A 20,395-nucleotide genomic window follows, 5' to 3' on the forward strand; every position below is an offset into this window, starting at 1 on the left:
CCGTGCGCATCAAGCTGCTGCCCGGTGAGCGCGTCCTCGTGCGCACCCGGCCCACCCCGCTGCCGCTGGTCGGACCGGTGATCGCGGGCTTCCTCCTCCTCGCAGTCGGCGGCTTCGGCCTGGGATTCCTGGCCGGCCGGGACGTCCTGGGGCTCGGAGACTGGCGATTCGTCCTGTTCGCCGCAGCCCTCGGCGTCGTCGTGCTCCTGCTCCTGCGCGTCGTCGTCCGTCCGCTGGTCCGGTGGTCCAGCAACCGGTACGTGCTGACGAGCATGCGGCTCATCCATCGGCGGGGAGCGGCCCGGCGCTCGGAGCACCAGATCAACCTGTCGGCGATCTCCCAGCTGCAGACGGAGCAGGGATTGCTGCAGCGCCTGGTCGGCAGCGGGACGCTGATCGCGGACCTCGGATTCGACAGGGCGCATGCCTACAGGGACGTTCCGCAGATTGCAACGTTCAAGGAGTATGTGGTGCAGGCGATCAGCGACCTTCCCCTGACCCGCATGTTCGATGGTGTAGACATGGAAATCGATCCGCAGTACGCCCGCGGCAGCATCGTGCGGGCACAGCAGGAATGGGCACAGAAGGAATGGGCACAGCAGGAGTGGAGGGGCGGGCAGTCATGACAGTCGAGGACCGCCACGAGTCCGGGCAGACGGCACCGTCCGCAGCAGGGGGAGCCGGAGAACCTCACGACGCCCTTCTGGATGCGGGACAGTTCGACGACGCCCCGGACGCAGCTGCGTCGACGGCGTCGAAGGCCGTGTGGCAGCTGCAACCGGATATGGCGACAGCCGGTCCCGAGGACGCGCCGGCCACAGGGTCGACGGGGCCCATCGAGCTCGATCGGGAGACCATCCGCCGCCTCGAGCGTGAACTGCTCGGCGCCGAACGTACGCTCAAGCGACGCGACATCGCGGCCGGTGCGGGCGTCTCCCTCCTGTCCGCCCGCAAGCTGTGGCGCGCGATGGGCTTCCCGAACATCGGCGACGACGACATCGCGTTCACCGAGAAGGACCTCAGCGCCCTCATCACCATCATCGACATGGTCCGCCAGGAGCAGCTCACCGAGGATGCGGCCATCTCCATCACCCGTGCCGTCGGCCAGATGACGGACCGCATGGTCGTCTGGCAGATCGAGGCGATCGTCGAGGAGATGGTCGCCCAGCGGGGACTTACGGACGCTGATGCCCGGAAGACCCTCGTGTCGGAGCTGCCCGACCTGATCGAGCCCCTCGAGAAGACCCTCGTCTATGCCTGGCGCCGGCAGATGAACGCTGCCGTACAGCGGCTGGCGCTGCGCGCGGAATCGGGTCTGGCCTCCAGCGAGGCCGGGCGCGACGGCGACGAGCAGGATGCGCCGCTGCCGCTCGCCCGCGCGGTCGGGTTCGCCGACCTCGTCTCCTACACGAGCCTCTCGCGGCAGATGAACGAGCGCACGCTGGCGCAGCTCGTGCAGCGGTTCGAGAACAAGAGTGCGGAGATCATCTCCGTGGGTGGCGGACGCCTCGTGAAGACCATCGGCGACGAGGTCCTCTACATCGCCGAATCCCCCGAGGCCGGAGCCGAGATCTCGCTGGCGCTCGCCAAGGCCTTCACGGAGGACGAATTCCTGCCGTCCGCGCGCTGTTCCCTCGTCTGGGGCAGGGTGCTCTCGCGCCTGGGCGACATCTACGGCCCCACCGTGAACCTGGCGGCCCGACTGACGGCACTCGCCGAACCCGGGGAGGTGCTCGTCGACGGCGCGACGGCGGCGACCCTCGACCACAACGAGAAGTTCGTCCTGACGCCGCACGAACCCCGGCAGGTACGCGGCTTCGGCGAGGTGCTGCCGGTGACCCTGGCGCGGGGCACCGGTACCGGGATCATCCTCGACTGACCGAGGTTCATCCCCGACCTGCATGGATGGGGAGGACTCCCCATCCATGCAGCGTTGGCAGAGCGTCAGGGCCGTGCGACACTGCTAGCAACCACCATCCTTCTTCCGCCCTCCTTCCGGGGCGTCGCCAGGTCTCATCGGTGGCCGCAGGACCGATCAAAATGGGGCAAGAAGAGTGAAGTTCGAAGGTCTCAGGCGTGCGCAGGCGAAGCATCGGCGCGCCCTCTTCACCGCCGTCGGCACAGCCGTCACGGGCGCCGTCGTCGCCGGTGCCCTGCTCTACCCCGGCTTCGCGACGGCCGACGTCGACCTGAACGACGGCGGCGTGTGGGTCACCAACGAGAACCTCGGGATGGTGGGGCACCTCAACTACCAGTCCCGCCTGCTCGACGGCGGTTACGCGGCCAACAGCGACGCCTTCGACCTCCGGCAGGACGCCTCCACGGTGTTCAACATCAACTCGGACCAGTCGAAGGTCAGTCCCGTGGACATCGCCAACGTGGTGCGCGGCACCGAGGTGCAGCTGCCGGGAGCCGCCGTCCTCGGTATGGGCGGAACCACCGTGACCGTCACGGACGAGACCTCCGGAACCGTGTGGATCACCACGACCGCCCAGCTCGGCGCCTTCAACGACCAGGAAGAGGAGCCGGTGTCCTCGGGGCCGGGATCGGTCGCAGCGGTCTCGCCCACGGGGCGTGTCGTCGTCGCCAATCCTGATACCGGGACCATCACCACCTACGACGTCCGACAGGACGGGACGCATGACGAGCCCGAGATCCGCGAGGCACCTGAGCTCTCGGACACGGGTGACCTCCAGATCGCCGCCGTCGGACAGGATGCGGTCGTGTTCGACCCCGCCTCCGGCCTCGTGGTCCTCCCGGACGGCACGGCGCTGACCTTCGAGGACACCGAACGCGCGAAACTCCAGCAGAGCGGGCCCGCCGCCGACCACGTGGCCATCGCCACCGGGACCTCGCTCATCCAGCAGCCGCTCGACGGCGGGGACGCCATCGTGACGGCCATCGGCAACGGCCGGCCCGCAGCGCCCGTCCGCCAGGGCACGTGCCTGCACGCGGCGTGGGCCGATGCGGCGACCTACATCAGGGACTGCCTGGACGACGCCGACGACCAGCGGGCGGACATCCCCAACCTCGGTACCGAGTCCAGCCTCGTCTTCCGCGTCAACCGCGACGTGGTGGTGCTCAACGACGTCGCCGCAGGGGACGTCTGGCTGGTGCAGCAGAACCTCGAACTCGTCGACAACTGGGGGGACATCGTCCCGCCCAAGGACGAGTCCGACGAGGAGGACGAGGAGTCGGCCAGCGAGAATCCGGTCAACACCCTGCCCGACCGCTCGGGCGAGAACCGCCCTCCGGTCGCCGCCGACGACAGTTTCGGTGCAAGGGCCGGGCGCACGACCATCCTCAACGTGCTCGACAACGACACCGACCCGGACGGCGACCTGCTGACGGCCACGCCGGCCGGTGGGCAGCCGCCGTCGGGCACGGTCCAGAGCATCTACGACGGTGCCGGCATGCAGATCGTGGTGCCCGCCGACGCGCCGGTGGGGCGTAGTACCTTCCGCTACGACATCGAGGACGGGCGCGGTGGCTCCGCCAGCGCGTCGGTGACCGTCGACGTCCGCGGTCCGGACACCAACGAGGCGCCGCGCGCCAAGCGGCCCACGACCATCCTCGTGGAGCAGGGCCGCAGCATCAGCCAGAACATCCTCAACACCTGGCAGGACCCCGACGGCGACGACCTGTTCCTGGTGAGCGCTTCCCTTACACCCGACGGCGACCAGGTCCGTGCCCGCTCCGACGGACTGCTCACCTTCCGCGACGTCGGCAAGAGCCAGGGGTTGAAGGAGGTCGAGGTCATCGTCTCCGACGGCGTCGAGCAGGTCGAGGGCACCATCGTGTTCGACGTCCGCGCCAACGGCGTACTGCCTCCGGTCGCCAACTTCGACCACTTCACGGCGGTCGTGGGCCAGGAGGTGCAGCTCTCCCCGCTGAAGAACGATCTCGATCCTGCCGGCGGGCAGCTCAGCCTGGCGAAGGCCGAGACCACCGGCGGGGACGCGCCGATCACGCCCGACTACGACACCGGGACCATCGCCTTCACGCCGTCCGCGGCAGGCACCGTGTACGTGGAGTACCTCGTGACGAACGGCCCGCAGACGGCGAGTGGGCTCATCAGGGTCGATGCCAGGACCAGCGGCATCGAAGGTGCACCGGTGGCGGTGCGGGACGTGGCGCTCCTTCCCCGGAACGGCGACGTCCTGGTGGACGTGCTCGCCAATGACACCGATCCGACCGGCGGCGTGATGGTGGTGCAGTCCGTGACCGCCCCGGACGGTTCACCGCTCGACGTCGCGCTCCTCGACCACAACATCCTGCGCATCCATGACGTCCGCAGCCTCAATGAGCAGACCACCCTCACCTACACCGTCTCGAACGGCACCGCTTCGGCGACCGGCGAGGTCAGCGTGCTCTCCGTCGCGGGTCCGGAGACCCTCCTGCCGCCGCAGGCGACGCCCGACGCCGCGACGGTGCGCGTGGGCGACGTCGTCAACATCCCGGTGCTCGACAACGACACGCACCCCAACGGCGACACCCTGACGCTCGATCCGGTGCTGGCACAGTCCGTGGACGTCGCGGACGGCCGCATCTTCGCCTCCGAGAACGTGCTGCGCTTCGTCGCCGGGCCGACCGCCAAGACGGTCTACGCGATCTACAACGTGAAGGACAGCACCGGGCAGGTGGACTCCGCAGAGGTGCGGATCACCATCAAGGCGCGCGACGACGCCAAGAACGCGCAGCCCGTGCCGAAGAACCTCGAGGGACGCGCCATCGCCGGGTCGACCATCCGGATCCCGGTCCCGCTCGACGGCATCGACGCGGACGGCGACTCCGTCTTCCTGGTCGGGATCGACAGCGCACCGCGACAGGGTGCGGCCGTGCCCGGTACGAACTACATCGACTTCACCGCATCAGCCACGGGTGCGGGCACGGACTCCTTCACGTACAAGGTGCGCGACCGTTTCGGCCTGGAGAACACCGGTACGGTCCAGGTGGGTATCGCCCCCGCTGCCGAGTCCAACCAGCAGCCCGTGGCCGTGAACGACGGCGTCATCCTCCGGCCGGGCAGGGCGATCGCCGTGGAGGCCCTCCGCAACGATTCCGATCCCGACGGCGACCCCGTCCAGCTCGTCCCCGAGGCCCTGTCGGCAGCTCCCGCGGAGATGGCCCCGGAGATCAGGGACGGCCGGATCCTCTTCACGGCGCCCGAACAGCAGGGAACCTTCAACGTCCGCTACCAGGTGACCGACGGCCGGGGAGGCACGGCGGACGGCAACATCACCGTGACCGTGGACCAGAACGCCGAACTGCTCCTGCCGATCGCGCGTGACGATCGGGTGGAACCCTCCGAGACGCGCGGCGAGACCGCCGTGGACGTCCCGGTCCTGGACAACGACGAGGACCCCGACGGCGTCCGTGAGGACCTCGAGGTCACCGTCGACCCCGCGTTCACCGGCGTGACCGTCACCGGCGACGACGTCGTCCGGGTGAACCTGACCCCGGAGGACCAGCTCATCCCCTACGAGGTCGGGGACATCGACGGGGGAGTGGCGCGCGCCGTCATCTGGGTGCCGAGCCTCGGCGAGCAGTACCCCACCCTCGTCTCCGAGGTGCCGATCGAGGTCACCGCGGGCGAGGACCTCGTCCTCGATCTCGGTGAACTGGTCGAGGTACGAGAGGGACGCACCCCCCGCGTCACCGTGGCGGAGAAGGTCGTCGCCATCGGTGTCGACAACCAGGCCGAGGTCATCAGGGATCCGGCCACCCTCGTCTACGGTGCGGACATCGACTACGCCGGCCGCGGCTCCATCACCTTCGAAGTGACGGACGGTTCCGGGCCGGATGACCCGGAGGGGCTCAGGAGCACGCTCACCATCCTGACCAATGTCCTCCCGGCCGTGGACCGGAATATCCCGCCGACCCTGACTTCGGGCTCGCTCGAACCCGCGATGGCGGAGCCCGCCGTCGCACTGGACCTCCGGCAACTGGCCTTCGACGCAAACCCCGAAGACGCCGATACGCTTGCGTTCGCCCTCGAGGGCGGGATCCCCCCGGGTTTCGAGGCCCGGCTCGACGGCTCGATGCTCGAGGTCGGTGCGGCAGATTCAGCACGTATCGGGACGGTGGGACAGCTCGGCATCTCGGTCACGGACGGGGAGGAGACGGCCATCAACACCGTCTCGCTCACGGTCCTCGCCTCCAGCCGCCCGCTCGCCGTCGCGAACACCGACGTCGTCGCGAAGGCGATCCAGGGCGAGCCCGTGACGGTGCCCGTCCTCGAGAACGATGCGAACCCCTTCGACGACGCCCCGCTGACCATCGTGGACGTCATCGCCGACGGCAACGGCAGCGCAACCCAGCAGGGGGATACGGTGGTGGTGACGCCCGCTGCGTCCTTCGTGGGGAGCATGACCGTGCAGTACACCGTCGGGGACAGAACCGAGGAGAGCAACCGTTTCGTCACGGGGCAGATCCAGCTGACGGTCGAGGGCAAACCCGGGGTGCCGGGCACTCCGACGGTCGAGTCGACGCGTAGCAGGACCGTCGTGATGTCCTGGGATCCGCCTGCGAGCAACGGCTCGCCCATCACCGACTACACGGTGACGAGTGCGAACGGCGTCAGCCAGGACTGCCCCACGACGACCTGCACCATCACGGGGCTGACCAACAACGTGGAGTACGTCTTCCAGGTCACGGCGACCAACGCCAACGGCACCTCCGATCCGTCGCCGGCCAGTGCCCCCGCACGGCCCGACACTAAGCCCGACCAGCCGGCGCCTCCCACCCTCGTCTTCGGCGACAGGGCGCTGACGGTGAACTTCACACCGCCCGGCAACGAGGGCTCGCCGATCGAGGGCTACGAGCTGCAGATCTCGCCCGCGCCGCCGAACGGCGCCGTCCAGCGATCGGCCGCAGGCGGTCCTGTGATCTGGGAGGGACTGGAGAACGGCACGGCGTACAAGGTGCGCGTCCAGGCGCGCAATGCTGCCCCGGACCCCTCGGATTGGAGCGACTATTCGGCTGCCGAGACCCCGGCGGGGCTTCCCGGCGTGCCCCAGGCCCCGACGACGACGCGCGCGCAGTCCGTGGGCGCGCAGAGCCAGCTCGCCGTCGATTGGAACGACGCCGATCCCAACGGCGCCCCCGTCACCAAGTACCAGGTGCAGGAGTACCGCGGGGGAGCCCTCGTGCGGACGCTGCCCGAAGCGCCCGCTTCCTCGCAGACCATCACCGTGGACAATGCGGAAGCGGATTACTCCTATGCCGTGCGCTCGTTCAACAGGGCGGGCTGGTCCGGGTACGGTGCACAGTCGGCACCGAGGCGTGCCGTCGGAAGCCCGGCGCCACCCGCCCCACCGCAGCTGGTCGAAGCCAATACCGGTGGTGCGGGGCGCGCCGTCACGATCACCTACAGCCCCCTGTCACCGGCGCAACGCAACGGCGCCCGGGAGAACGAGGTTTCCTACCAGGCCAGCTTCAACGGCGGTGGGTGGCAGCCCGTCAGCCAGAACCAGACCGTGGGCGGCTTCCCGAACGGCCAGGACGTCGCTGCGACCATCCGCGCCCTCGTGACCAGCGACGGCGCGAGTTACACCAGCGATCCGGGTGCACTGTCGGCTGCCGTGAAGCCCTTCGGGTCGCCGGGCGCGGCGACGGCCTCCGGGCGGGACGCTCCGGAGGGCGATACGAGCGTCGATCTCGGCTGGGGTCCACCGAACAAGGCCAACCACGATGTTGCCCGGATAGAGATCCGTATCGATGGTGGTGGTTGGGAAGCAGTACCGGACAGCGGGGCACGGAGTGTGAACGGCGGCTACGAGCAGGACCACACCATCCGTGTCCGTGCGGTCAACTCGCGCGGTACGGCGGGTCCGGAAGCCGCTGCCACCGCCCGGGCCGGTGCGGAGAAGCGACCCGACCAGGTGCCGACGACGCTCCACGGGAAGATGGAGCGGAGCTGCACGGACACGGCGAATGCAGCGAGCTACGATCCGAAGGAATTCACCTGCGACGGAATCAGCGCCGATCGTGAGCCGTGGTTCTATGCCGGACAGAACTTCACGGTCGGGTGCTACATCACCCACCGGGACGGCTACGGGACCACCGGCAACTGGTACAGGATCGTCAGTTCACGCAACAACGGCCGTTACGTCGATGCCGGACACACCGTCCTCGGGCAGCCGAGCAAGGCGAGCCCCGGCCCGTGCTGAGGCGGCAGCGGGAAATAATCTTCGCCACCGCTTGCTGCTCGTCGGCGAGCGCTTTCCCCGCGGTTACACTGATGCAGGCGCGTGACGGATGGGCGTGCTGAAGAATTTCGGGGAATAGGTCTCAGTTGTCCGGTCTCACTGGGCGCGGAAGCGCGCCATCTCGTTCTGCGCCTTCGTCGGCGTGCTGCACAGCGCAAGGACCGGTGTCCTTCCGGGACCCTCCATCTGCGCGAGTGCCCTTCCCTCCGGTTCTCCGAGCGCGGCGTCGTACGGCCGTCGCTCCGGCCACAGCCACCCTCGCGTCGGCCGGCACCCTCCGTGCAGGCGTAGCCCCGGACACGCCTTTCCCAACCCCATGCCGTTGATCACGTGCCCCTGGCAGTTCGACCTCCAGATCTCCCCCGAAGGACGCATCGCATGACAATGACAGCCGAACAGGCCACCTGGTTCGCCGCAACCTTCGACAAGCTCGTCGACAACGTCGGAGAGGCCGTGCTGGGCAAGACCCGGGTGGTGCGGCTCGTGCTGACGGCGATGCTTGCGGAAGGCCACGTGCTCCTCGAGGATGCGCCGGGCACCGGCAAGACGATGCTGGCCCGTTCGCTGGCCGCCACCGTCCAGGGCAGCCATTCGCGGATCCAGTTCACGCCGGACCTCCTGCCGTCGGATGTCACCGGCGTGACCATCTACGACCAGAAGACGCAGAATTTCGAGTACCATAAGGGCCCGATCTTCGCGAATATCGTGCTCGCCGACGAGATCAACCGCGCCTCACCGAAGACGCAGTCAGCCCTCCTCGAGGTCATGGAGGAATCCCGGGTCACGGTCGACGGCGTGAGCTATACCAACGAGCGTCCCTTCATGGTCGTCGCGACCCAGAACCCGATCGAGCAGGCCGGGACCTATCGCCTGCCGGAGGCGCAGCTCGACCGCTTTCTGATCAAGACCGAGATCGGGTATCCGGACCACGCCTCGACCGTCAGGCTCCTCAGCGGTGCGGCCACGCGCGACCGTTCTCTCGCCCTCAGTCCGATCATCACCACCGCCGCCGTCGTCGACATGGCGGACCTCGCTGCCGAGACACACGTCGACCCTGCCGTCCTCGAATACATCTCCCGCCTCACCGAAGAGACGCGGACCGCTCCCGAGACCCGCCTCGGCGTCAGCGTCCGCGGTGCGCTCGCGATGGTGCGGGCCGCCAAGGTGTGGGCCGCCGGACAGGGCCGCCACTACGTCCTGCCCGACGACGTGAAGGAGCTGGCGCCCTTCGTCTGGACCCACCGCTTCGTCATGGATCCCGAGGCCGAGTTCGCCGGTGCAACGGCCGAGGCGGTCCTCCGGCGCGTGCTCGCCGAGGTCGCCGCTCCGCAGCAGCGCGTCTCCGCCTGACGGCATCGCTTCTTCCCCCGGACAGGCACATGACGACTTCCACCACCGAGAAGCGGTCCCGCTCGCGCAGCGGCGCGCCCTCTGCTCCGACCCTGCGCGGTACTCCGACGTCGCGCGGCACGGGGCAACCTCGTCCCGGCACTTCCACCCGTGTCCGGGACCTGCTCCTCACGCGACCCGCGCGAGCGGCAGGCTCGTTGCTCGGCCCCCTCACGGCCAGCATCGGCGCCGGCGTCAGGCGAATCCTCGCGCCGGTCACCGACGTCGTCAGCCCTCTCGGGTGGCTCCTCCTCGCCGTCGTCGTGGTCCTCGGCACCCTCGGGCTCGCATTCGGGTGGGACGAGGCGCGGATCGCGGCGGTGCTCGGGATGCTGCTGCTCGCGCTGTCCGTCGCCTTCATCCTCGGACGGTCGGCATACGCCGTCGAGCTCGACCTCGCACGGACGCGCGTCGCCGTGGGGGATCGGGCCATCGGCGGCGTCACGGTGTCGAACGCCTCGGACCGCACCCTGCTGCCGGCGTCACTCGAGCTGCCGGTCGGATCAGCCACGGCGCTGTTCCACCTGCCCCGCCTGCGCCCGGACCAGCAGCACGAGGACCTGTTCAGCATTCCCACCCAGCGACGCGCGGTGATCGTCGTCGGACCCGTCCGCTCGGTCCGCCAGGACCCGCTCGGTCTGCTGCGGCGCCAGATGACGTGGACCGACCCGACGGACCTCTACGTGCATCCGCAGACCACGCCGCTCGTCGGATCGGCGGCCGGCTTCATCAAGGACCTCGAGGGCCTTCCCACCAAGGAACTCTCGAGTGCAGACGTCTCCTTCCATGCGCTGCGCGACTACGTGCCGGGCGACGACCGCCGCCACATCCACTGGAAGACCACCGCCCGGACCAATACGTTGATGGTGCGCCAGTTCGAGGAGACCCGGCGCTCGCACCTTGCGGTGGCGCTGTCCACCAACACCGCGGAGTACGACGGCGAGCCGGGCTTCGAGCTGGCGGTCTCCGTGGCGTCGTCGATCGGCCTCCAGGCCATCCGAGAGCAGCGGAACCTGAGCGTCCTCACCCAGGCGGGCCCCCTCCGCTCGGACACCGGACGGAACCTGCTCGACTCCGCCACGCGGATCGAGGGACGGGTCCTGCGCACGACGGCGGTGGACCTCGCACGCACCACGGCCGATGCCGTCCCCAATGCCTCGGTAGTCTTCCTCATCGTCGGAGCGTCGGTCACACCCTCCCAGCTGCGGTCCTCGGCCGCGTCCATACCGCCCGGCATCCGCTGCCTCGCCGTCCGGTGCATCGACGGAACACAGGCCTCCCGCGCATCGATCGGCGACCTGACGGTGCTGACCCTCGGCAATCTCGGCGACCTCGCGCTGGTCCTGCGGAAGGCGGCGGCATGAGCGCCGCACAATCTCCGTCGACAGCGGGTCCGAGCACGTCCGGGGGCGTCCGCATCGATGCGGGCAGGGGTTCCGCCGACGCGCCGACGCCCCCGAGTCACCGCCCGCTGCCCGTGCCCGCCCGCCAAGGGGTCACGGATGCCGTCGCCCTCGTGGTGTTGCTGGGTCTGGGCGTGCTCGCCTTCGGACCGACGTTCGGCGGCAACCCGCGCTACGCCGTCGCCGGCTTCGGGGCCATAGCCCTCGGCCTGGGCCTTGCATGGGAGGGAGCGCGTCGGGGGTGGCGCACGTGGCACATGGTCAATGCGGTGGCACTGACCTACCTCGTGGCGGGTAGTGCGCTCGCGGCTCCCCAGGAAGCCCTCGGCGGTGTCCTGCCCACCCTGCAATCACTGCGGGTGATCGTCCTCGGGGTGGTCCTGTCATGGAAGGATCTCCTCACCGTGGCCGCGCCCGTGGGAACAGGGAGCGGCATGCTCGTGGTGCCGTTCCTCTCCGTGCTCGTGTGCTCGGTCGTCGCGGGCACCCTTGCGTGGCGCATGCGAGCCTTCGCCTGGACGCTCGTTCCGGTCCTCGTCCTGTTCACCACCACGATCGCCCTCGGTACCGACCGAGCCCCACTTCCGTCGGTCCGCGGGACGCTGCTGATCCTGGTGGCCATGGCCTGGCTCGCGTACCGTCGCGACGTCAGCCGCGAGGGCTCCCTGCGCCGTGCTCCCGTTGCGACGCCCGTGGATCCCGCCGGCACTGCAGTAGGACGGAACCGGCGGCTCGCGCTGGGCGCGGGTATGCTCGCCGTCGCCACCCTGCTGACCCTCGCGGTCACACCGCTCGTCACCGGCGGGTCCGACCGGCAGGTACTGCGGGACGCCGTCGAACCGCCCGTAGACCTGTACGCCTACCCCAGTCCCCTCACGAGTTTCCGGAAGTACGTCAAGGACAGCACCGACGACGTGCTCTTCACGGTCGAGGGCCTGCCCGAGGGCGAACGCGTCCGTCTCGCAGCCCTGGACACCTACGACGGCGTCGTCTACAACGTGAATCCGCAGGCAGCAGGTAACTTCTCGCGCGTCGGCGATGCGCAGCAGCTGGGCACGGACGACGACCCGGCCGGCACCCGCGCCCAGCTGAAATTCACGATCGGCGACTACACCGGCGTCTGGCTCCCTGCGGGCGGCGACGTCGAGGGCGTGCGGCTCGACGGACCGCGTGCAGAGGACATGGGGCGGTCGCTGTACTACAACGACGACGCGCGGACTACGCTCTCGACCATCGGCGTCCAGCAGGGCGACACCTATGAGGTCAATGCAGTCTTCCCCGAGAAGTTGCGGGACGAGCAACTGGCCCAGTACGGTTTCGCGCAGCTCTCGCTGCCCCGCGTGCTCAACGATCCACCGGTGATCGCGGCGACGTCGAGCGAATACATCGGATCCGCGTCGGAGCCGCTCGAACGCGCCCGCCGCCTCGAGCAGGTGCTCAGCGCCCAGGGCTACTTCAGCAACGGCAAGGACGACGAGGCGCGGTCACTTCCCGGTCACGGCGCAGCCCGCATGCTGTCGCTGCTGGACGCCGACCAGATGGTGGGCGACGACGAGCAGTACGCCGTCGCCATGGCCCTGATGGCACGAAAGGCCAACATGCCCGCCCGCGTGGTCATGGGTTTCTACCCGGACTGGGACGAGATCGATGATTCGTCGGCGCCGGTGGAGATCACGGGCGAGGATGTCCATGCGTGGGTGGAGATCGCCTTCGACAACGTCGGCTGGGTCCCGTTCGACCCGACGCCGCCGGAGGACAACGAACCGGTGCCGCCGCAGCAGCAGCCGAAATCCTCCCCGAAGCCGCAGGTCCTGCAGCCCCCGCCACCGCCACAGGAGCCCGCTGAATTGCCGCCGGACTCCGCGCCGGAGCCTCAGGACGCCGAGGAACGCGAGAAGGACCTGCTCGACGAGATCGGCCCCGTCCTGACCCTGATCGGGTTGGCCGCGATTCCCCTGGTGTTGCTCGCCCTGCCACTGGTCATCGTCGCGGCGCTCAAGGCGCGACGCCGGAAGAGACGGCGCTTCTCGGGCGAACCTGCCCACCAGATCGGGGGAGGGTGGAACGAGGTCGTGAGCCTGGTGACCGACCTCGGTGCGGAACCGGACCCGAGGTCGACGCGGCGGGAGAGTGCTGCTGCCCTCGGGGAAGCGTTCCCCTCCGGGAAGTCCAGCACCGCACTCCTTGCACGCAGGGCAGATGCGGGAATCTTCGGTTCCGGGCAGCCCTCTGCGGACGAGGTGGAGGACTACTGGCGTTCCGTCGACACCTCGCTCGGGGACCTGAGCGGTTCCGTGGGGTACTGGAAACGGCAGCGCGCCCGCTACTCGCCGCGCTCGCTGCTCAGGGAGCGGCGTCTCCGACGAAGCTCCCTCAAAAAGTCGTCGAGAGGCTGAGCCGCTGATGATCACCGTGGGACAGTCCTCCGGCGTCTGGGCGGCGTCGCTTCCGGTCTCCGGAGGGCGCCGCCTCCGGCGTCTGGACGGCGTCGCTCCCGGCGCCCGAACGGCCAGAGGGCAGAATGGGGACATGACAGACCAGCGAGCCTGCCCAACCGAGACAGCCGTAGCAGTCCCCGGCTCTGCCGCCGGAGGCCGTCATGAGTGACCCGCAGGCACACGGATCGCACGCGATCGACATCGGAGCCGATCCCACAGATCCTGGAACAGGCACCGAGGCACCCACGAACACCGGACCACGGCCTTTTCCAGGACTCGGTGTGCGGCTCACCTACGGCTTCGGGACGGACCGCGGTCTCCGCCGTGAACTGAACGAGGACTCCTTCATCGCCGTCGAACCTGTGTTCGCCGTCGCCGATGGCATGGGCGGGCACGAGGCCGGGGAGGTGGCCAGCAGCATCTGCGTGCGGACGCTCGGGGCAAGCAGCATCATCGGCAGCAGGACCCCCCAGTTCAGCGCGGGAGACCTCGAGGAACTCATCCGCGAGGCGGACCAGCGGATCCGCAGCGAGGCTGGCGGACACGCCGGCACCACGCTGACCGGCGTCCTGCTGGTGGAGGAGTCCGGGGCGCCGTACTGGCTGTTCTTCAACGTCGGGGACTCCCGCACGTACCGACTGAGCAACGGCACCTTCGGGCAGGTCTCCGTGGATCACTCCGAGGTCCAGGAACTCGTGGATATCGGGCGCATCACGGAGGAGCAGGCGCGCACGCATCCGCGCCGGCACGTGGTCACCCGGGCACTCGGGACGGGCGACGACGCGGAGGCCGACTTCTGGCTGATGCCCGTCGAGGAGGGCGACCGCATCCTGCTCTGCTCGGACGGACTGAGCGGAGAGATCACGGACGAGGGTATCTGCACCATCCTCAGCGACGTGCACGATCCGCAGGAGGCCTGCGACGAACTGATCGCCGCCACCCTCCGGTCCGGCGCCCGTGACAACGTCACCGTCATCGTCATCGATGCCACCGACCTCGGCGACCGGGACGCCGAACGCACCACGGTCCCACCCGGCGGCCTCTTCGCCGCCGACGGCAACGGTGTTGTTCCGGAAGGCCCCGCATGACGGGCGGCGTGCTCGCCTATGAGCCCGGCGAGTGGCTCTGCCTCGTGCGGCACGGATTCGTGGCCGTCGTACCCCGCTCGACGGAGGCGGACGACCGTGATCGACTCTGGCACGCCATGCGCCCAGGGGCCACCCTCGGTGACCTGCTGCCGGTCGCAGCACGCGGCTTCGGCTCGGACGTGAGCGCCGTGCCACCGTTCGCACTCCTCTCATCCAACGAGGATCTCCATGTCATGCTCCGCGGGCCGTTCCTCCTGTCGGTGGGAACCGGGGGCGAGCAGGTGATAGGGGGCGGACGCATCACCACGTGGACCGAGCGGGTCATCGAGGGCGGCGGTGGCGAGGACTTCCACCTCGGTCTGGGTGGTGTTCCCGACGCTGATGCTCCCGACGTCGGTGTTCCCGCCGCTGGTGTGTCCCGCATTGGTGTTCCCTTCTCAGGCGGGCCGTACCCGCTGGAGGCCGGCATGGTGCTCGCGTCCGTGATCATCCGGGGCGAAACCGTGCGCGCCGCGGTGCCGGTTCCGGTACGTGCAGCTGCGGTTCCGCCTGCCGTCGCTCAGGCGGCGACCTTCGCGCAGGAGGACGGCCACACCCCTGCGTCGACGTCACCCTCCGACGGTTCCGTGACGGGAAGTCGCTCGACCGGCGTCCCGATCAGCGGGAGGCCAGTCCATACCGGGGACGACTCCGCAACCATCAACCCGTTGCTCTACGCGCCCGACGACGCTTCGCACAGCCGAGATGATGCTGCCCATCCCCAAGGCGATGCTGCCGCGGCCCGCCCGGACACGGGTACCGACACCGACACCGACACCGACCTGCAGGTACCGACACGCGTCACCATCACCGCCGCGCCGGTGGCGACCTCGGCTCCCGGGCAGCGCACCGCACCGGCTGCGAGGGAGCTCATCGACTCCATCCCCTGGCTCTTGCCCAGGACAACCGCGACAGCATCCAAGCCGGCGGAGGAGCTGGAACTCCCCTCGATGTCCTCCCTGGTGAACGCCCCTCAGGTGGTGTCCGACGACGCCGAACAGACCATCCAGCGGCGGTTTCCCTCCTCCGACACGTGGCATCGTGATGAAGCCGGCGTGTCAGGAACACACGGCGGCGCCGTCGCACCCACTGCCGGAGCCCAAGCCGCAGGTGCGACACCCACCCCGACCCCGACGTCGACCGCAGCCTCAGTCGTTATTACGGTCACGCCAACGAGCACGACTGACGCCTCACCAGCAGGCGTCCCCTCCGATCACGACGGCGACACCATCATGAAGCCGACACCCACCCGGAACCCGCCCGCGGACATGGGTGCGCTGCTCGGGAGTGAGTCGGCCCAGCCGGTCACCGCGACCGAACCGACACAGCCGGTCACCGAAGGTGCACCGGGTGCACCCGCCGAGCCGGTCACCGAAGGCGCACCCGCCACTCCGGTCACGGAAGGCGCACCCGCCACTCCGGTCACGGAAGGCGCACCGGCCGCACCTGTCACCGAAGGTGCACCGGCCGCTCCGGCCGCTCCGGCCGCCCTAGGCCTGCCGAAGGACCCGGCGGGGCCGTCGACCCTGCCCACCGCCGTCAACAGCTCGGACGCCGATGCCGCCGATACCGTGGTCCGTCCCCCCGGAGGCGAGGCCGGTTCGGCGCCGAGAGCGCCACGACCGCCGTCGGGACCCGCCACCGGTCCGATGATCGTTGCGCGCTTGTGCCTGCAGGGCCACGCGAATGCACCCACGCGTAGCGAGTGCGCCGAATGCTCCGCTGCGCTCAAGGAGGACACGGAACAGGTCAGGCGTCCGAGTCTGGGGCAGGTGCGGGTGAGCTCGGGTGAGGTGATCGCGTTGGAACGCTCGCTGATCTTCGGCCGTCAGCCCTCCGTCTCCCGGGTCGCAGGCAGGGAGATGCCCCGGCTCGTGCAGGTGCGCAGCAACGCCGGGGACATCTCGCGTTCCCACGTGGAGGTCCGACTCGACGGCTGGCACGTGTTGCTGTGCGATCTCCGTGCGACCAACGGCACCGTGCTGATCCGCGCCGGGCAACCGCAGCGCCGCCTCAGTGAGGGCGAGCGTGCCTTCCTGCTCGACGGCGACATCGCACAGCTGGGCGAGGACGTCTCGCTGCGGTTCGAAGGCCTCCCGTGAGCCCGAAGCGCCTCCCTGCCCCGCCTCCCTCGCTGCCCGGCTACCGGTACGTGAGCCTGCTCGGTTCCGGTGGCTTCGCCGATGTCTACCTGTACGAGCAGGACCGTCCGCGCCGCCGGGTAGCCGTCAAGGTCCTGATCTCGGACCTGAGGACGGAGGGGGCACGCCGCGCGTTCGAGGCGGAGGCGAACCTGATGGCCCAGCTGTCATCACACCCGTACATCGTGAACATCTTCGAGGCGAATACGACGGCGGATGGCCACTCCTATCTCGCCATGGAGTACTGCTCCCGCCCGAGCCTCGACGTGCGCTACCGCAGCGGGCGGCTGTCCGTCGCGGAGGCGCTGACCATCGGCATCCAGGTCGCATCCGCGGTGGAGTCCGCACACCGTGCCGGCATCGTTCATCGCGACATCAAGCCGGCGAACATCCTCGTCACGGACTACAACCGACCGGCGCTGACGGACTTCGGCATCTCCGGCACCACGGACGCCGACGGGTCCGCCCAGGACCAGGGCATGTCCGTCCCGTGGTCCCCGCCGGAGGCCTTCGGGGACGAAGCGGTGGATGGCGTCCTCGCCGACGTGTGGTCATTGGGAGCCACCGTGTACACGCTCCTTGCCGGTCACTCGCCGTTCGTGCAGCCGGGGATGGACAACTCGCAGCTCGCCCTGATGGACCGCATCGGCACCGTGCCGCTGAAGCGCACGCACCGGGAGGACGTTCCTGCGTCCCTTGAGCTCGCACTCGCCACAGCGATGTCCAAGCAGCCGTCCTCGCGCTTTGCGTCCGCCTACTCCTTCGGCCTCACCCTGCAGCGGATCCAGACGGAGCTGGGCTACTCGGTCACGGGTTTCGAGGTCCTCGACGATGCCCGATACACCGTGGAGGTCGACGCCGACGAAGATGCAACCCGCGTACGGCGGGTGATGTCGATCGACCCCGATGCGAACACGTCCTCGCCGACCTTCCCCGACTCACCGACCACCCGGCCCGAGGTGCCGCGGTTCGCGGCGCCCGGTGCACACCAGGATCCCTCCTTCGACGTCACGGAGGCAGGACGCACGGTCCTGCGGGGGAACGATGGTGCCCCAGCCCTCGACCCGACGACGGCGGACGCGGCGGCAGCGATGACGTCGGGCAGCACGACGGGCCGGACCACCTCGTCGACACTCCGCCCCGACCAGGCAGGCGCGACGTCGGACCGGACCGGGAACCATCAGGCCCGTAGGTCCAGGCGCGTGCCGGCCCTGCTGGCCGTCGCGGGCGCCGTCCTGGTGGCCGGCGTCGCTCTTGCCGCAGTAGCCCTCGGCGGCTCGCAGGAGGACGCCGCTCCGCCGCCGGGATTCACGCAGCCGCCTGCCGATCCGCTGGCGGGCGTGGAGGGCAACGTTCCCCCGCCGGAGGCTTTGGCCGGGAGTGCGGCAGGAGCTGCTGTCAGCTTCAGCTGGACCAACCCGGACCCGCAGGACGGCGATGTGTACCGCTTCCGGACGGTCACCGTCCGTGAGACGTCGGATTGGACCCGGACGCTGCAGCTGACGGCGTCCGTTCCGGCGGATGCGTCCGGCACCACGTGCATCGAAGTCCAGACAGCCCGCAGCAACGGCCAGGGTTCGGAGCCCACCGCCGCCTGCTGGCCCGAGTAGTACAGGAAGGATCACGATGGGGGAGCTCGCGCTGGATTTCTGCGGTGAGTGGCATGAGCCTGCGGATGACGCCGTGTTCAGCATCGGCCGCGAAGGTGACCTCGAGGTCGACGACAATCCGTACCTGCACCGACAGTTCCTCGAGCTGGCGCGCCAGAACGGCATGTGGTGGCTGTCGAACGTCGGCAGCATGATCTCGGCCACCGTAGCGGACACCACCGGCGGGATGCAGGCGTGGGTGTCTCCGGGTGCGCGCATCCCCATCGTCTTCGGCCAGACCCGGGTGGTCTTCACAGCAGGGCCGACGACCTACGAATTCGACATCCACCTCCAGACGCCCGCGTTCCGGCAGCAGGCCAGGGCGGAGGACAGTGCGGGTGATTCCACGATCGGTCCTGTGCATTTCACCGACGCGCAGAAGGCGATCATAGTCGCGCTCGCCGAGCCCATGCTGCGGCGCGAGGGTACCGGTTTCAGTGCCATTCCGTCCTCCGCCCAGGCCGCTGAGCGGCTCGGCTGGGCGTTGACCCGGTTCAACCGCAAGTTGGACAACGTGTGCGACAAGCTCGATCGGGTCGGAGTGGTCGGGCTCCGTGGGGGCGGGGGCAAGGTGGCGACCAATCGTCGGGCCCGCCTCGTGGAACACGCCATCACCTCGCACCTGGTCACACAGGACGATCTCGGGCTGCTCGAGACGATGAAGGGTCGTAGCGAGGAGGACTGACGCCCCGACCCCGAGCCGGAACAGGAAGGGTGCCGCAGGCGCCCTAGAATCAGAACGATCGGTGCCGCACGGTGAAGGGGATGGCCCTGCACGGCATCGGACAGGAAGACAGGACCCGCCGCATGGCAACAAAGCTCGTCAACGCCCTGGCCCGCCAGCGGGTGCTGGCCAAGGTGGTCGACACCCTGGTGCCCGCCCTAGCGGTCCTCGTCGCCTACCTGCTCGACGGCGGTACGGCGGCCCTGCTGTCGGCAGGGGTCGTCGTGCTCCTGTACTGGATCGCCGTCCTGGCCTGGGAATCGACCACGGGACGGACGCCGGGCAACCTCGCCCTCGGTCTCGTGACGGTCAGCGCAGCAGGCACTCCTCCCGGGGTCGTGGCTGCACTCGTGAGGGCGCTGGCGCTCGGCGTATCCTCGATCGTTCCCGTCATCGGGCCGCTCGTGCTGCTCATCTCCAACACGTGGGACCGGGACGGACAGCGCCGGGGCTGGCACGACAAGCTCGTAGGTACGTATGTCCTCGACGTCCGTGCCGGCCGCGATCCGCTGCGCACCGGCGGACTCGCAGGCGAAACGGTTCCGTCGAATCCGGAGAACGAAGCGACAGGGGCCGCTGTCGCTTCCGGCAGCCGGCAGGACCACGCGTTCGCGGCAGCCGGCACTCCTCCGCGAACGGAAGTTCCCGCCCTTTCGGGGTCCACGGCGCCGGGCCCGCCTGCTCCATTTGCTCCGATTGCTCCTTCGAGCGGCTGGGCTCCGTGCACGCCCGGCATGGATGTGGAGCTTTCCCCGGTACCCGCGGAGGCATCGGCCGCGTCTTCATCCGGGTCCGGCTCGGGGGCAGCTGTCGACGGTCAGCGGGTGCTGGTATTCGACGACGGCACGGAGGTGGAGATTGCCGGGCAGGCCCTCATCGGCCGCAATCCCGAGCCCCGACCGAACGAGGCCGTCAACTACCTCATCAACTTCGCCGACCTCAATCGCTCGGTCTCCAAGACGCACGTCCATCTGGGCTTCGATCAGGGCGCGGTGTGGGTCACCGACCGCGGCTCCACGAATGGCAGCTTTCTCATCGATCAGACCGGCTCGGAGCAGCCCCTGCACCCGGAGGTCGCGATGTTGCTGCCCGGAGGCTCGAGCGTCCGCTTCGGGGACCGCCGCTTCACCATTCGCTAGGGCAGCCGCCGCTTCACCGGCCGACGAGGGCAGCCGCCGCTGCGCCAACCGGCCAAAGCCGCCCCGGCTGTACCAACATCCGCTGAGCCGGGCGGGGCACGAACCACAGCGACGCTCAGCGAACTACCGCGACGACAAGCACCGCGACGACAAGCAGCACGACGAAGGCTGCAGA

Annotated in this window: 11 protein-coding genes; all 11 read left to right on the forward strand. The window is 69.3% G+C overall.

Annotated features, from left to right (window positions below; genetic code table 11):
• Nucleotides 1-2 precede the first annotated feature (2 nt).
• The 11 genes from RCH21_RS12145 to RCH21_RS12195 all read left to right on the forward strand — a co-directional run bounded on the left by RCH21_RS12145 (nucleotide 3) and on the right by RCH21_RS12195 (nucleotide 20,220).
• A complete protein-coding gene (locus RCH21_RS12145; protein ID WP_326964576.1) occupies nucleotides 3-626 on the forward strand; it encodes a PH domain-containing protein in 624 nt (207 codons plus the stop codon).
• Nucleotides 623-1,879, forward strand: a complete 1,257-nt coding sequence (locus RCH21_RS12150) for an adenylate/guanylate cyclase domain-containing protein (protein ID WP_326964577.1) — start codon at nucleotides 623-625, stop codon at nucleotides 1,877-1,879. Before RCH21_RS12145 ends, RCH21_RS12150 begins: the two co-directional genes overlap by 4 nt.
• Before the next feature lie 175 nt (nucleotides 1,880-2,054).
• A complete protein-coding gene (locus tag RCH21_RS12155; protein WP_326964578.1) occupies nucleotides 2,055-8,171 on the forward strand; it encodes an Ig-like domain-containing protein in 6,117 nt (2,038 codons plus the stop codon).
• 417 nt (nucleotides 8,172-8,588) lie between these two features.
• Entirely contained in the window at nucleotides 8,589-9,560 is a 972-nt protein-coding gene (locus tag RCH21_RS12160; RefSeq protein ID WP_326964579.1) for an AAA family ATPase, read from the forward strand.
• 29 nt (nucleotides 9,561-9,589) lie between these two features.
• On the forward strand, nucleotides 9,590-10,963 hold the full coding sequence (locus RCH21_RS12165; protein ID WP_326964580.1) for a DUF58 domain-containing protein: 1,374 nt from the start codon (nucleotides 9,590-9,592) through the stop codon (nucleotides 10,961-10,963).
• Nucleotides 10,960-13,398, forward strand: a complete 2,439-nt coding sequence (locus RCH21_RS12170) for a transglutaminase family protein (RefSeq protein ID WP_326964581.1) — start codon at nucleotides 10,960-10,962, stop codon at nucleotides 13,396-13,398. Before RCH21_RS12165 ends, RCH21_RS12170 begins: the two co-directional genes overlap by 4 nt.
• Before the next feature lie 203 nt (nucleotides 13,399-13,601).
• Nucleotides 13,602-14,528: a PP2C family protein-serine/threonine phosphatase gene (locus tag RCH21_RS12175; protein WP_326964582.1), complete on the forward strand. Its 927-nt coding sequence runs from the start codon at nucleotides 13,602-13,604 to the stop codon at nucleotides 14,526-14,528.
• Nucleotides 14,525-16,669: an FHA domain-containing protein gene (locus tag RCH21_RS12180; protein WP_326964583.1), complete on the forward strand. Its 2,145-nt coding sequence runs from the start codon at nucleotides 14,525-14,527 to the stop codon at nucleotides 16,667-16,669. The genes RCH21_RS12175 and RCH21_RS12180 overlap by 4 nt, the downstream gene beginning before the upstream one ends.
• Complete coding sequence (locus RCH21_RS12185) at nucleotides 16,666-18,318, forward strand: serine/threonine-protein kinase (RefSeq protein ID WP_326964584.1); 1,653 nt, start codon at nucleotides 16,666-16,668, stop codon at nucleotides 18,316-18,318. Before RCH21_RS12180 ends, RCH21_RS12185 begins: the two co-directional genes overlap by 4 nt.
• Before the next feature lie 16 nt (nucleotides 18,319-18,334).
• Nucleotides 18,335-19,042 (forward strand): hypothetical protein, encoded by a 708-nt coding sequence (locus RCH21_RS12190; RefSeq protein ID WP_120148210.1) that lies wholly within the window; start codon nucleotides 18,335-18,337, stop codon nucleotides 19,040-19,042.
• Between the two features lie 122 nt (nucleotides 19,043-19,164).
• Nucleotides 19,165-20,220: an RDD family protein gene (locus RCH21_RS12195; RefSeq protein ID WP_326964585.1), complete on the forward strand. Its 1,056-nt coding sequence runs from the start codon at nucleotides 19,165-19,167 to the stop codon at nucleotides 20,218-20,220.
• The last annotated feature ends 175 nt before the right edge of the window (nucleotides 20,221-20,395 follow it).

The sequence above is a fragment of the Arthrobacter sp. PL16 genome, from assembly GCF_035985055.1.
Classification (GTDB): domain Bacteria; phylum Actinomycetota; class Actinomycetes; order Actinomycetales; family Micrococcaceae; genus Arthrobacter_D; species Arthrobacter_D cheniae.